Source organism: Govania unica (assembly GCF_027920805.1).
Lineage (GTDB): Bacteria > Pseudomonadota > Alphaproteobacteria > Sphingomonadales > Govanellaceae > Govanella > Govanella unica.
Genome location: NZ_JANWOI010000005.1, coordinates 113,073 through 125,401, shown reverse-complemented (window position 1 = coordinate 125,401; position 12,329 = coordinate 113,073). Strand labels below are relative to the sequence as shown.

At 61.8% G+C, this 12,329-nt stretch carries 10 protein-coding genes; all 10 read right to left on the bottom strand.

Going from position 1 to position 12,329, the window contains the following annotated elements; translation table 11 throughout:
- Nucleotides 1-78: 78 nt before the first annotated feature.
- The 10 genes from ftsZ to mraY all read right to left on the bottom strand — a co-directional run bounded on the left by ftsZ (nucleotide 79) and on the right by mraY (nucleotide 12,322).
- Complete coding sequence (ftsZ, locus tag NYP16_RS14060) at nucleotides 79-1,737, bottom strand: cell division protein FtsZ (protein WP_274944797.1); 1,659 nt, start codon at nucleotides 1,735-1,737, stop codon at nucleotides 79-81.
- A gap of 71 nt (nucleotides 1,738-1,808) precedes the next feature.
- Nucleotides 1,809-3,047, bottom strand: a complete 1,239-nt coding sequence (ftsA, locus tag NYP16_RS14055) for a cell division protein FtsA (RefSeq protein ID WP_274944796.1) — start codon at nucleotides 3,045-3,047, stop codon at nucleotides 1,809-1,811.
- Entirely contained in the window at nucleotides 3,048-3,821 is a 774-nt protein-coding gene (locus NYP16_RS14050; RefSeq protein WP_274944795.1) for a cell division protein FtsQ/DivIB, read from the bottom strand.
- Nucleotides 3,822-4,210: 389 nt separating this feature from the next.
- Nucleotides 4,211-5,131: a D-alanine--D-alanine ligase gene (locus tag NYP16_RS14045; protein ID WP_274944794.1), complete on the bottom strand. Its 921-nt coding sequence runs from the start codon at nucleotides 5,129-5,131 to the stop codon at nucleotides 4,211-4,213.
- Nucleotides 5,128-6,078, bottom strand: coding sequence for a UDP-N-acetylmuramate dehydrogenase (murB, locus tag NYP16_RS14040; protein ID WP_274944793.1), 951 nt, complete (start codon nucleotides 6,076-6,078; stop codon nucleotides 5,128-5,130). Before murB ends, NYP16_RS14045 begins: the two co-directional genes overlap by 4 nt.
- Entirely contained in the window at nucleotides 6,078-7,499 is a 1,422-nt protein-coding gene (murC, locus tag NYP16_RS14035) for a UDP-N-acetylmuramate--L-alanine ligase (RefSeq protein WP_274944792.1), read from the bottom strand. The genes murB and murC overlap by 1 nt, the downstream gene beginning before the upstream one ends.
- Entirely contained in the window at nucleotides 7,496-8,647 is a 1,152-nt protein-coding gene (gene murG / locus NYP16_RS14030; RefSeq protein ID WP_274944791.1) for an undecaprenyldiphospho-muramoylpentapeptide beta-N-acetylglucosaminyltransferase, read from the bottom strand. Before murG ends, murC begins: the two co-directional genes overlap by 4 nt.
- Nucleotides 8,644-9,810 carry a putative lipid II flippase FtsW gene (gene ftsW / locus NYP16_RS14025; RefSeq protein WP_274944790.1) on the bottom strand — a complete coding sequence of 389 codons (1,167 nt, stop codon included), beginning with the start codon at nucleotides 9,808-9,810 and terminating at the stop codon, nucleotides 8,644-8,646. The genes murG and ftsW overlap by 4 nt, the downstream gene beginning before the upstream one ends.
- A gap of 3 nt (nucleotides 9,811-9,813) precedes the next feature.
- The gene (murD, locus tag NYP16_RS14020; protein WP_274944789.1) at nucleotides 9,814-11,220 is read right to left on the bottom strand and encodes a UDP-N-acetylmuramoyl-L-alanine--D-glutamate ligase; all 1,407 of its coding nucleotides are present in this window, start codon (nucleotides 11,218-11,220) and stop codon (nucleotides 9,814-9,816) included.
- Nucleotides 11,221-11,233: 13 nt separating this feature from the next.
- On the bottom strand, nucleotides 11,234-12,322 hold the full coding sequence (mraY, locus tag NYP16_RS14015; RefSeq protein ID WP_274944788.1) for a phospho-N-acetylmuramoyl-pentapeptide-transferase: 1,089 nt from the start codon (nucleotides 12,320-12,322) through the stop codon (nucleotides 11,234-11,236).
- Between the last annotated feature and the right edge of the window lie 7 nt (nucleotides 12,323-12,329).

Below are 12,329 nucleotides of genomic sequence, written 5' to 3'. Positions count from 1 at the left end.
CGTCACCGAACGGCGTGAAGGCGGCGGAGATCGCCTGTGATGTCAACCACCTTCATGCCGTGGTATCTGGGGCCGACCTCAGTTGGCCTGACGGCGCAGGAACGTCGGAATTTCGAGTTGATCATCCAGTTTATTGCGTTGGGCCGGGCGATCTTCCGCATTGTTCCGGCCGAGGCTTGGCGCGGCAGGTTGTGCCGGCTCGCCACGCGCGGGTTCCGCGCGGGGCGGCTCAACGCGGGCGGGTTCAGCGCGGGCGGGTTCCATCCGTGTCATTTCCGCACGCGGCGCCCTCAACTGCGGTGCCGGCGCGCGGCGGTCGTCTTCATAGGCATCCTGTTGCTGGGACCGCTCATTGCGACGGCCACGGCCGGTCAGACGATCGAACCAGGACCGCGATTCCTTCTGTTCTTCATAGGCTTGCTGCGGAGCGTCATCATACGCCTGATCGTCATAATGATCCGCTTCGTCATCAGCATATTGCGCGGCTGCGGGCTGGCTTAGAACAGGGTCGGCATGTGGTGTTTCTTCGTAGTTTTCCTCAGCTGCGTAATCATCCTCGTAAGCTTCCGTGGCATAAGCCTCGTTGGCGCTGAGATCGACGGCGTTGGTGGCATCCATGGGTGCGTCCACGTAAGCCGCAGGGGCCACCGGAGCCGCCGGGAAGCCATCACGGGCCGCAGCCGGAGCGGTGGCAACCAATTCCGGACGGCCGCTGCGCGCGCTTGCCTGTGCGGCGGCTTGAGCCGCCACCTGATGGACGATGGCGCTGTTTTCGGAATCGATGCCGGTCGCGACAACGGACACACGCATGCGGCCGTTAAGCGTGTCATCGAGCGCCGAACCGACGAGAATATGTGCTTCCGGATCGACTTCGCTGCGAATGCGATTGGCGGCTTCGTCGACTTCGTAAAGGGTAAGATCCATACCGCCGGTGATGTTGATGAGCACGCCCTTTGCGCCCTTCATCGACACTTCGTCCAGCAGCGGGTTGGAGATGGCGGCTTCAGCAGCTTCAAGCGCGCGGTTGTCACCGGTGGCCTCGCCCGTGCCCATCATCGCCTTGCCCATTTCGCTCATGACCGTGCGGACGTCGGCGAAATCGAGATTGACGAGACCCGGCATGACCATAAGGTCGGTGATACCGCGCACGCCCGAATACAGCACTTCGTCAGCCATGGCGAAGGCATCGGCGAAGGTGGTTTTTTCATTGGCGACACGGAACAGATTCTGATTTGGAATAATGATCAGCGTGTCGACATATTTTTGCAGTTCGGCAATGCCTTCTTCAGCAAGGCGCATGCGCTTGCCGCCTTCGAACTGAAACGGCTTCGACACCACGCCAACCGTCAGCACACCAAGTTCACGGGCCGCCCGCGCGATCACCGGAGCCGCACCGGTACCGGTACCGCCGCCCATGCCAGCGGTGATGAACACCATATGGGTGCCGGTCAGATATTGCATAACCTCTTCAAGGTTTTCTTCTGCTGCCGCACGGCCAACATCCGGGCGCGCACCGGCACCAAGGCCCTGCGTCAGCTTATTGCCAAGCTGAATGCGCTTGTCGGCGCGCGAATGCGCGAGCGCCTGGGCGTCCGTGTTGGCGACGACGAATTCGACGCCTTGCAGATTGGCTTTGATCATGTTGTTGACGCCATTGCCGCCGGCTCCGCCGACGCCAATGACTGTGATACGCGGCTGAAGCTCTGTCAGCTCGGGCATGCTGAGGGTGATGGTCATTTGGCGATCTCCATTCAACAGAATTTGGTCATGTTGTCATTTACTTCGAAAGAGTGGCATCCCCCAGCCCTTCAGAAGTTCTCTCGTAGCCAGCGGCCCACCCGCGCCAGACGATTGCGGGGATCCGCCATCGTCGGACGCGCCTGCGCCTCCACCGGACCGCTGACCGCATAGGTCAGAAGCCCTGCGCAGGTCGAAAAAGCCGGTCCCTGGGTTACATCGGCCAAACCATGCACCGTAAGCGGTTGGCCAACCCGCACACGCTTGTCAAGCACCCGGGTCGCAAGATCGCGCGTACCCGGCAACTGTGACGCGCCGCCGGTCAGAACAACCCGGCGGCCCGCCAATCGGTCGAACCCGCTTTCGATCAGACGATCGCGCACGAGTTCAAAAGTTTCCTCAAGCCGCGGGCGAATGATGCCGGTCAGCATGGAGCGCGGAATGCGGCTCATGCTGTCGACGTCATGTTCACCGACCTGCGGCACATCAATAATTTCACGATCATCGGAGGCGCTTGGGAGCGCGCTGCCGAACAGCGTCTTCATGCGTTCGGCATGGGACACCGGCGTCAACAACCCGCGTGCGATGTCATTGGTCACATGATTGCCACCGACCGGAATGACCGAGGTGTAAGCCATCGCCCCATCAATAAACACAGCGATCGAGGTCGTGCCGCCGCCCATATCCACGAGCACGACACCAAGATCCTTTTCATCTTCGACGAGCGACGACAGACCGGCGGCATAGGGTGACACGACAAATCCCGCGACCCGCAAATGGCCGCGTCCGACGCAAGCCTCAAGATTGCGGATAGGGCTTGCCGGGGCCGTCACCACATGCATCTCAACGCCCAGCCGTTCCCCGATCAGGCCCCGCGGTTCACGCACGCCGAAAGACTGATCGACGGCATAAGACACCGGCAGGGCATGGACAATTTCCCGCCCGCGCGCGTCAAACGCCGCGCGGCCACGGTCAAGGACATGAAGGATATCGGCGTTGCCGATTTCATGACCCTCGACCGCCACATCGACCGACACCCCTTCGGACTGAATGCTGCTCAGCGACAGATTGACGTAAACCTCGTCAATGGGTGTGCCAGCCATGCGTTCGGCGGCGTCAACAGCGGTGCGGATCGAGGTTTCGGTTTCTTCCATATCGACCACGGCGCCGGCCTTGAGGCCGGTGGACACCTGATGGCCGATGCCGACGACACGGACCCCGCCTTCATCCGTTTGGCGCGCAATAAAGCAGCAGACCTTGGAGCTTCCAACGTCCAGCGCGGCAACGAATTTGTCGCGGGCAACGGCCATTTAGACCCGTGCTCCTTTCGGTTTGGCGTCGCTTGATTCCTTGCGGCGCGCCACTTCAGGCTCGGTCAGGCGCAGCACCAGCCGGTCGGGCTGACGCAGGTCGATGATATGAATTTCACGTTCGAGCAGACGATGCTTGCGCTCAAGCTCGGCCAGACGGACCCAGGCTCCGGGCAGATCCTGTTCCGGCAGCCGGGCGCGCACGCCGCCTTTGAAAACGATGTCCCAGCGCCGTTCCCCGACCCGTACCGCCGCCTTGATGCGGGACGCGAGTTCAGGTTCGGACCTGACCGCCTTCATGAGATCGGCAGCCGCGAATTCGGCCCCCTTGCCAACGACCTGCGGCAGATTGCTGTAGCCCGCGACGTCGGTCGAGGTGATGGGATGGCCATCAGCGTCGATCAGGGTCAAGACGCCGTCGCGCTGCCAGAGAGCCGCGGGGGTGCGTTCTTCGATCACCACGCGAATGGTGTTGGGCAATTCACGCGCCACAGACGCCGTTTTCACCCATCCGACGGATGAAACACGCGCGCGCGCGTCCTCGGGGTCCACCGCAAAGATCGGCGTGCCCTTGGTTATGCCCAAAGCTTCTCTCAACTCGGCCTCGCTCAGCTTGTCCCGCCCCTGAATGCTGACATTTTCCACCACAAGCCCCGCTTTGACCGACTGATCGAGCAGGAATTGCGTTACGCCGTTCAGGATAGAGCTTGCAGCCCCCGAACTCCAGAGAAATGCGCAGAACAGACCAAGAACGAACACAAGAACTGGTGGCATGAGCCTCCGGAATGCATAAACCCTGCGTCTGCGACGCAGAGTATGCATCTCCCGTTCCCCCCGGCGATAGCGCGGTTCGCCGTCGTCGCGATCCCCGCGCGTGAGTGAAAGTTGCGGCTCCTGCGGCCGCGGCTCCTGCGGCCGCGGCCGCTGAGCTGTAGGACGCGGTTGCGCCGATTGCGGTTGCGCCGGGCGAGGAGACAGGCGCGGCTCATCCCGTGGATCGGCCGCAGATCGCGCAAGCTGCGGATCTTGACGCAGTTGATCCGGGCGCTGGGGTTGAGGACGCTGGGGTTGAGGACGCTGGGGTTGCGTTGGGCGCGCGTCGGGCGTCACCCGCAGTTCAGGACCGCGTGCGCCCTCAGGCCGGTTCGGATCACGATCAGCTCTCATCGTTCCACTCCCGCGTCTTCGACCAGCCAGCAGACCAGGTCGGTGAAGGATATATTTTTGTCACCGGCAATTTCCGGCACCAGCGAGAGCGGCGTCATGCCGGGCTGGGTGTTGGTTTCGAGGATATAAAACCGCTCGTTCGCTTCGTCATAACGGAAATCGGAGCGCGTCACGCCGCGACAGCCGAGCGCCTTATGGGCGCGTTCGGCATAATCATGCACAAGCGCGCGGGCCGCATCCGACAACGGCGCGGGCATCAGATGATCGGCGAGCCCGGCCGTGTATTTGGCGGCGTAATCATAGAACCCGGATTTCGGCTTGATCTCAATTGCGCCGAGCGCCTTGTTGTCCATGACCGCGACCTGAATTTCCCGGCCCGGAATATATTGCTCCACCAGCAACCGCTCGGCGGTCGGGAAGCGCGCCACATCGGCGGTCCAGTTGTCGCCCTTCTGCACGATGACGACGCCGACGCTTGAGCCTTCGTTCAAGGGCTTGACCACATAGGGGCGCGGCATCGGCTCGTGCGCCACAAGCTCGCTGCGCGACACCACCACGCCCGGCGCGCAAGGGATTCCGGCATCGAGAAACAATTGCTTGGCCGCCGGTTTGTCCATGGCCACAGCCGACGCCATGACGCCCGAATGGGTATAGGGAATGCCCATGATTTCGAGCAGCCCCTGAACGGTTCCGTCCTCACCCCAGCGGCCATGCAGCGCGTTGAACACCACATCCGGTTTGAGCGCGGCGAGACGGGCGGCGATGTCACGTTCCATGTCGATTTCGCTGACGCGGTAACCCGCTTCGGACAGCGCCTTGGACACTGCTGCGCCGGACACAAGCGAGACCTCGCGCTCGGCCGACCAGCCGCCCATCAAAACCGCCACATGGCATCCGGCGCGGGTCAATATGCTCATGTCTTCGGTCCTTCCTTAGGGCGGCGTCCGATGCGGCGGATTTCCCAGTCAAGGGAGACACCCGTCACGTCCTTGACGCGGCGGCGCACATCCTCGCCCAGGCGTTCGATATCGGTTGCCGTGGCTGTGCCGCTGTTGATCAGAAAATTGCAATGTTTGGCCGAGACTTCGGCGCCGCCGACCTTATGGCCGCGACAGCCTGCCTCGTCGACGAGTTCCCAGGCGCGGCGGCCCTTCGCGTCCGCCGAGGTCGGGTTCTTGAACGTGCTGCCGCCGGTGCGGGTGCGTAAGGGTTGGCTTTCCTCGCGCGCTTCGTTGATGCGGTCCATGCGGGCGGCGATGACGGCGGGATCATCGGGCGTGCCGCGAAATTCGCCGCTGACAAAAATCCAGTCTTCGGGGACGCGGGTCTTGCGATAGGAAAAACCCATCTCGTCCGGCGTCAGGCGATGGAGATTGCCGTGACGATCGAGCGCTTCGGCAGCCACCAGCACATCGGCCACTTCATGCCCGTAAGCACCCGCGTTCATACGGAGCGCGCCGCCGATTGTGCCGGGAATGCCGCGCAGAAATTCAAGACCACCGAGGCCTTCATCACGGGCGAACGAGGCAACGCTGATATCGCTTGCGCCGCCACCGGCACGGATGACACGCCCCACCCGTTCCATCTGGCCGAACGCCTTGCCGAGACGAATAACCACGCCATCGACGCCGCCGTCCCGCACCAGCAGGTTGGAGCCGAGCCCGATCACCGAGAGCGGCAGATCAACCGGAACATTGCGCAAAAAATCCACGAGATCGGACGTATCCGCCGGACGGAACAAAACATCCGCAGCACCACCAACCCGGAACCAGGTATATTCCGCCAAGGACGCGCCCGCGTCATAGCGGCCACGCACAGGCGGCAGCCGATCAAGGATTTTCTGCGCGGGCTGCGGCGTAGTCATCAGGCGGCTCCGCTTTTCAAACCGGCGAGGGCTTCGGGCAAGTCATAGGCCCAGGCTGAAATGCTGCCTGCACCAAGACAGATCACCACGTCGCCCGGCACGGCTTCGGCCGCGACCAGAACCGCGAGATCGGCTTGATTATCGAGCGCGATCACATGGCGATGACCATGCGCGCGCAACCCTTCCGCCAAGGCATCGCGATCTCTGCCAGGGATCGGTTCTTCTCCCGCCGCATAGACATCGGCGACGATCACTGTGTCGGCATCGTTGAAGCAGGTGCAGAATTCTTCGAACAGACTGTTCAGGCGCGAATAGCGATGCGGCTGCACGACGGCGATCACGCGCTGGTCGTAGGCCTGACGTCCGGCCTTGAGAACGGCGGCGATTTCCACCGGATGATGACCGTAATCATCGATGATGGTGACGCCATCAATCACACCCACTTTGGTGAAGCGCCGCTTGACACCGCCAAAGCCCGCGAGCGCACTGCGCACTACATCATCGGAAATGCCAAGTTCAGCAGCAACGGCGATGGCGGCGAGCGAATTTTGCACGTTGTGGGTACCGGGCATGGGCAGCTTCACGCCCGCGATCACCCGCGTCTCGCCGTTTTGACGGTCGCGGATTTCGACGTCATATTCGGCATTGCCATTGGCGAAACTGAGATTGATGCCGCGCACGTCGGCTTGCGGGCTGAGGCCGTAGGTTACAATCTTGCGATCATGAACACGGCCGATCAGTGCCTGCACTTCCGGATGATCAATGCAGACGGCGGCGAAGCCATAGAACGGCACCGATTCCACAAAGCGCAGGAAGGCGGCTTTTTCGGTTTCAAAATCGCCATAGAAATCGAGATGCTCGGGATCGATATTGGTCACAACCGCAATGGTCGCAGGCAGTTTGACAAAGGTCCCGTCGGATTCATCCGCTTCGACCACCATCCAGTCGCCGGTGCCGAGACGCGCGTTGGTGCCATAAGCATTGACAATGCCGCCATTGATCACCGTCGGATCATATTCCGCCGCATCAAGCACGCAGGCGACCATCGACGTGGTGGTGGTTTTGCCGTGGGTACCAGCGATCGAGACGCAGGCCTTCAGGCGCATCAGTTCAGCCAGCATCTCGGCCCGGCGCACAACGGGTTTCAGGGCTGCGCGGGCAGCCTGCATTTCTGGATTGTCGGCCTTGACCGCCGAGGAATAAACAACGACCCGGGCATCCGCGACATTTTCGGCCGACTGACCAATGGCCACCGGTATACCGAGACCGCGCAGACGTTTCACATTGGCATTTTCACCGATATCGCTGCCCTGCACTGCGTAACCGAGATTATGCATCACTTCGGCGATGCCGCTCATGCCGATGCCGCCGATGCCGATGAAGTGAATGCGGCCGATATTGAGCGGGTTCCATTTGGTCATGCGGCGTCCTTATTCTGTTCGTCTAGAAGCGGTAGGGCGGCAAGCGGCCCGCGCGCGAGAATCATACGTTCAATGAGATCGGCGATATCCGAGGCTGCGTTCGGCCGTCCGGTGGCGCGCGCAGCGGCGGCGGCGGTCACCAGTTGTGTAGGCTCCCGCAACAGGGATTGCAGCAGTTTGGCGAGCGTCCCCGGGGTGAAGTCTTTTTGTGCGATCACCCAGGCTCCGCCCGCGTCGCGCAGCTCCGCGGCGTTCGCGGTCTGATGGTCATCGGTCGCGGCGGCGAAGGGTACGAGGATCGCCGGGCGTCCGGCCGCGCTCAATTCGCTAACGGTGGAGGCGCCGGAGCGTGCGATCATCAGATGCGCTTCGGCGAGTTCGGTCGGCAGATTGTCGATGAAGGGCAAAACCGCCGCGGCGATGCCGAGCGATTGATAGGCGTTGCGCACCCGGTCGAGATCTTCTTCGCGGGCTTGCTGGATGATGGCGAGACGGGCGTACATGGCTTTTGGCAAAGCGGAAATCGCCGCTGGCACCACATCGCTTAAAATGGTCGCGCCCTGACTGCCGCCGATGACCAGAATGCGCAACGGTCCATCGGCCTCGGGCGTGGGATAATCGCGATCGCGCAGCAAGGTTACCGCCGGGCGCACCGGATTGCCGGTCACATGCTGATTGGAAATCCAGCGCGGCAGACGCTGTGTATCAGGGGCCGAAAGCGCCACGAACTGAGCGACCCGGGCAAGCAGGCGATTGCTGCCGCCGAACACCGCGTTCTGTTCATGAAGTGCTAACGGCACGCCTGCGAGAAATGCACCGAAGCCCGAGGGCAAGGATGGATAGCCGCCAAAGCCGATCACCGCCGAGGCGTCGATGTCACGCAGCAAACGTGCCGCCCGCAGACTGCCGCCGATGGCCATCAGGCCCGAACGGATACGGGTCAGAAGACCGCTGCCCGCAGGAGCGTTCGCCACTTCATGCACCGGGATATCCGGAAATAAAGGCGCATAGCGCAGACCGCGACGGTCGGTCAGCAGCACTGGGCGATGACCGCGCCGGGCCAGTTCCGCCGCCAGGGCCTGAGCCGGGATCACATGGCCGCCGGTACCGCCTGCGGCAAGCGCGATGGTGAACTGACGGCGCTTCATGGTTCGCCCTCCTCACGGCGGCGCGCGGGCATCGTGCGCGGCATGGGACGGTTTGCGCCGATCACCGGCTGACGGCGGCTGAATGACAACACCATGCCCATGGTCAGGCCAAGCGCCAGCATGGATGATCCGCCATAACTGACGAACGGCAGGGTCATGCCCTTGGATGGCAAGACGGCGAGATTGACGCCCATGTTGATATAGGCCTGCACGCCGAACTGAAACAACAAACCGGCGGTCGCGAGATAGACGAAGGGGTCGTTTTCCTTCAGAAGATTAAGAAGACCGCGAATGACAATGATGGCGAAAATCAGCAACAGGCCAAGGCAGGCGACAACGCCGAATTCTTCACCCGCCACCGCGAAAATAAAATCCGTATGGGCGTCGGGCAACACGCGTTTCACCAGTCCCTCGCCCGGACCGCGCCCGAACAGACCACCATTGCGGAAGGCGTTCAAGGCGGTGTCGATCTGATAGGTGTCACCGCTTGCGGGATCGAGGAAGCGATTGATGCGGCTGGTCACATGAGGCAGGAACATATAGGCCGCACCCATGGCCACAACGCCGGTGATGCCCAGCACCACAAGCCACAGAAGCGGCAGACCAGCGAGGAAAAACAGACCGAGCCAGACAATCACAATCAGCGCCGTCTGGCCGATATCCGGTTGCATCACCAGCGCCGTCACCGTCATCAGCAGAATGACGGCGGCGATCTTGCGACCCGGAAATTGCGGATTGCGCATCTGTTCCGAAAACATCCAGGCGCAGGTGACAATAAACAGCGGCTTCAGAAATTCGGAGGGCTGCAAGGCAAAACTGCCAAGTGGCAACCAGCGCCGGGAGCCCTTGATCTCAGGCCCGAAAAACCCGGCGAGCACCACAAGACCGAGCACCACCGGAAACAAGGCCACCGCCGTCCGCCGCACCGTGCGCGGCGAGGCGAGCGAAATGCCGAACATCAGCAAAACCGTCAACAGCAGATAGCCAAGCTGACGTTCCGCGAAATGAAAGGACGAAAGGCCAAGCCGTTCCGCCACCGCGACGCTTGCGCCGTAGGTCAGAAGCATGCCGAAGCCGATAAGGATGGTGAGCGCGAGCAAAAGCCCGCGATCCACCGTCCACCACCAATTGCCAAGAAGGCTGCGATCCGTACGTGTGAACATGGCTTAAGCCCCCCCGGCCGCAAGGGATTGCGACAGCGCCGCGAACTGACGGCCGCGATCTTCGAAATCCCTGAACTGATCATAGGAGGCGCAGGCCGGAGACAACAGCACCACCGCCGCCTGTCCCGCCGCGCGCGCGTCAGCGAAAGCCATGCGGGTCGCCGTCGCAAGATCGCCCGCGATCACATGATCGAGCGTCGCGCCGAGAGACGCGGCGAAGGCCGGGGCGGCGTCACCGATCAGATAGGCTTTGGCGATATGCGGGAAGAAATCCTTAAGGACCTGAAGATCGGTGGTCTTGGGTTTGCCGCCAGCGATCCAATAGATATGCTCGAACGTGCCGAGCGCTTTGGAGGCCGCGTCGATATTGGTGGCCTTTGAATCATTGATGAATTCAATGCCGTCTCGCGCCGCTACCTTTTGCAGGCGATGCTCCAGCCCGGGAAAACTGCCGAGCGCACGGAAAATCACGCCCGCGCCAAGCCCGACCGAACGCACCGCCGCATAAGCCGCCGCCGCGTTCTGCCAGTTATGTTTGCCGCGCAGGGTTTCAATCGCCGTGAGGCTGCCCACGGGGACCGCGCCGCCTTCGATGCCGTCATACAGCACCCCGTCCTTGACGGTGACGCCGCCGCCGGTTGCATATTCGACGGAAACGGGAATGACATGCGGACCGCCCTGAGGGTTTTTCTCCTGACGCGACAGCCGTTCGGCAAACTGGATGCCATGGGCGTCATCGACACCGATCACCGCCACCTGTCCGGAGCCCTGACCGAGGAACAGCTTTTCCTTGACCGCCTCATACCCCGCCATGTCGCCGTGACGATCAAGATGATCGGGCGTCATATTGAGGAGGACCGCCACGTCAGGGCGGAATTTATCGGTCAGATCAATCTGGAAGGATGAAAGTTCGAGCACATAGACGCCGCCTGCGGGCAGGGGTTCAAGATCGAGCACGCCGGTGCCGATATTGCCGCCGACCGCAACCGGATAGCCTGCCGCAACGAGGATATGACCCACAAGCGCCGTCGTGGTCGATTTGCCGTTGGTGCCGGTGATGGCAATGACTTTGGCCGGGGGCAGATCGGCGCGGGCATAGTCGAACAATTCCATATCGCCGATGACCGGCACATGGGCGGCTTGGGCCGCGATCACCAAAGGATGCGGCACGGGATGGGTGAGCGGCACGCCGGGGCTGACGACGAAGGCATCCATCCGCGACCAGTCGGCGGCGTAAAGATCGGCGACCGTGAGGCCCAGGCGTTCGGCTTCGGCGCGGCGGTCGGCATTGTCGTCATGAACCAGAACCTGAGCGCCGCCCGCCTGCAAGGACAAGGCCGAGGCAAGACCAGAGCGCGCGAGACCGAAGACCGCGACCGTTTTGCCTGCAAACGCCTTGACGACTATCACGTCCCGTCCCTTCCTAACGCAGTTTGAGGGTCGAGAGACCGATGAGAGCCAGGATCACCGCAATGATCCAGAACCGGATGACTACCGTCGATTCCGGCCAGCCTTTTTCTTCGAAATGGTGATGCAGCGGGGCCATGCGGAAAATCCGCTTGCCGGTCAGCTTGAAGGACGCCACCTGCATGATCACCGACACTGTTTCGAGCACAAAGAGGCCGCCGATAATGGCCAGCTCCACCTCATGCTTGGTGACGACGCCGACAACGCCGAGCGCACCGCCGAGTGACAGGCTGCCGGTGTCGCCCATGAACACCATGGCCGGCGGCGCGTTGAACCACAGGAACCCGAGCCCCGCGCCGATGATGGCGCCGCAGAACACAGCGAGTTCCCCGGCTCCGACGACCGGGGTGATTTGCAGATAATTGGCGAAAACCACGTTGCCCACGACATATGCGATCAGTGCGAATGCGCCGGCAGCGATGATCACCGGCATGGTGGCAAGGCCATCCAGACCGTCAGTCAGGTTGACAGCGTTCGACGCGCCGACAATCACCACCAGACCGAAGATGAGATAGAAGTTTCCAAGGTCGAAGACAACATTCTTAAGAAGCGGAATCGTCAGTTTTCCAGCCTCCGCCGAGCCCGAGGCCAGCATGATCCACCACACGGCGACGAAAGCGATGACACCTTCTATCAACAGCTTGGTGCGACCGCTCAAGCCCTTAGGATTGAGTTTTGTGACCTTCATATAGTCGTCGGCAAAGCCCACCGCGCCAAAACCGATGGTCACCAAAAGCGCCGCCCAGACGTAATGGCTGGTCAAATCCGCCCATAACAGCGTCGCGACGGTGAGCGCCAGGAGAATCAGCACGCCGCCCATGGTCGGGGTGCCCTGCTTGGTGACGATATGGCTTTGCGGGCCGTCGTCGCGGATGGGCTGGCCCTTGCCCTGCTTGCTTTTGAGCCAGCGAATGAGGCTGGGCCCGAAAATGAAGCTGACTAGGAGCGCAGTCATCACCGCACCACCAGCCCGGAAGGTGATGTATTTGAAAATATTGAATATCGGGAACTCGCTGCTCAGCGGGAACAACAGGTTGTAGAGCATGCGCGTA

What these genes read in the sequence shown, in the direction of transcription:
- ftsZ (WP_274944797.1), bottom strand. Translation starts at nt 1,737, where the DNA reads ATGACCATCACCCTCAGCATGCCCGAGCTGACAGAGCTTCAGCCGCGT.
- ftsA (WP_274944796.1), bottom strand. Translation starts at nt 3,047, where the DNA reads ATGGCCGTTGCCCGCGACAAATTCGTTGCCGCGCTGGACGTTGGAAGC.
- NYP16_RS14050 (WP_274944795.1), bottom strand. Translation starts at nt 3,821, where the DNA reads ATGCCACCAGTTCTTGTGTTCGTTCTTGGTCTGTTCTGCGCATTTCTC.
- NYP16_RS14045 (WP_274944794.1), bottom strand. Translation starts at nt 5,131, where the DNA reads ATGAGCATATTGACCCGCGCCGGATGCCATGTGGCGGTTTTGATGGGC.
- murB (WP_274944793.1), bottom strand. Translation starts at nt 6,078, where the DNA reads ATGACTACGCCGCAGCCCGCGCAGAAAATCCTTGATCGGCTGCCGCCT.
- murC (WP_274944792.1), bottom strand. Translation starts at nt 7,499, where the DNA reads ATGACCAAATGGAACCCGCTCAATATCGGCCGCATTCACTTCATCGGC.
- murG (WP_274944791.1), bottom strand. Translation starts at nt 8,647, where the DNA reads ATGAAGCGCCGTCAGTTCACCATCGCGCTTGCCGCAGGCGGTACCGGC.
- ftsW (WP_274944790.1), bottom strand. Translation starts at nt 9,810, where the DNA reads ATGTTCACACGTACGGATCGCAGCCTTCTTGGCAATTGGTGGTGGACG.
- mraY (WP_274944788.1), bottom strand. Translation starts at nt 12,322, where the DNA reads ATGCTCTACAACCTGTTGTTCCCGCTGAGCAGCGAGTTCCCGATATTC.